The sequence below is a fragment of the Rickettsia endosymbiont of Ixodes scapularis genome, from assembly GCF_000160735.1.
Taxonomy (GTDB): domain Bacteria; phylum Pseudomonadota; class Alphaproteobacteria; order Rickettsiales; family Rickettsiaceae; genus Rickettsia; species Rickettsia tamurae.
On the sequence record NZ_GG688315.1, the window covers coordinates 4,345 to 5,365 of the forward strand.

The following is a 1,021-nucleotide window of genomic DNA, read 5'->3' on the forward strand; positions in this document are numbered from 1 at the left end:
CTTCGCTTCCTTTTAATGCTCCGCTATGTTTTAGCTCATCTCTGACTCTGCTGTTAAACGCAGATACTTTCTCGTCCGTATATGCACCAATTGCAATACTTCGTATGGCTATTAAATCATCTCGCTTAAGATTATCTATCTGCTCAGTATATTCTTTAGCAAATGGTGATGTTAAGCTAGTATTAGCAACTTCTTCATTATCCTTAATATTACATCTAAATTTCTATATATCTCAATTGCCTCATGCATCTGGAAGCGTCCCGTTGCTTCGGTAGCTTTCCTGTACTCTACTCTTTCCTGTCTTCTGACCTCTGTAAGCTAGACTCCCCCTGCAATCTTGCGTGCTTTGTTAAATGCTCCAGTCATACCAACAGCTGTAAACTGGTTGTGTTATCTCCAACAAGCACTAATTTTGCCTTAGCTCTGAGTACCTCGTGGGCTAAATAGTCCATATTAGCAAGCTCTATCATACTTGCCTCATCCACAATCAGTACAGTCTTGCTATCAAGCACATCCCCGGTTTTGCCACTAAATACAGTATCGCAACCAATAGATTTTAAATATTCCTCCTCCTCATAATATTTACTGCTTAAATCTATCCTAAACTCAGATCGTCTTGACTCCTCTATCTTCTTACGTAGTAAGCCTGTATTATCGGCTTTTATACCGGCATTTCTGCTAAGTACCTTGGCAGATACGCTGCTTGGACCAGTACCTACTACCTTAAATCCTGCATTCTTGTACTGCCTCACTATCTCTCTCATCACGAGTCTTGCCTGCTCCAGGATTACCTTCTAGTACACTAATATCTGAGCCGTTACATACTGATAAGATTGCTTCTATTTGCTCAGTACTGAACTCATGGTTTTACTGCAAAATACATTAAGTTTTAAGTCTAAACTACCTCCTATATTATCGTTAAATTTATTTTGCAGGGGTACGCCTGCAGAGTTTACCAATTCAGCAATTTGTTCTTTGAGACTATTTCTTTCTGAACTCTCATTGTTAATATTAAGATTAT

1 protein-coding gene and 1 pseudogene are annotated in these 1,021 nt (G+C 38.9%); both read right to left on the minus strand.

The genetic code is table 11. The features are described from left to right. Positions 1-362: 362 nt before the first annotated feature. Positions 363-764, minus strand: a complete 402-nt coding sequence (locus REIS_RS16250; protein WP_040614928.1) for an AAA family ATPase — start codon at positions 762-764, stop codon at positions 363-365. Positions 765-839: 75 nt separating this feature from the next. Then, positions 840-1,021: pseudogene (locus tag REIS_RS16255) on the minus strand (hypothetical protein); the annotation flags it as partial.

What these genes read in the sequence shown, in the direction of transcription:
- REIS_RS16250 (WP_040614928.1), bottom strand. Translation starts at nt 764, where the DNA reads ATGAGAGAGATAGTGAGGCAGTACAAGAATGCAGGATTTAAGGTAGTA.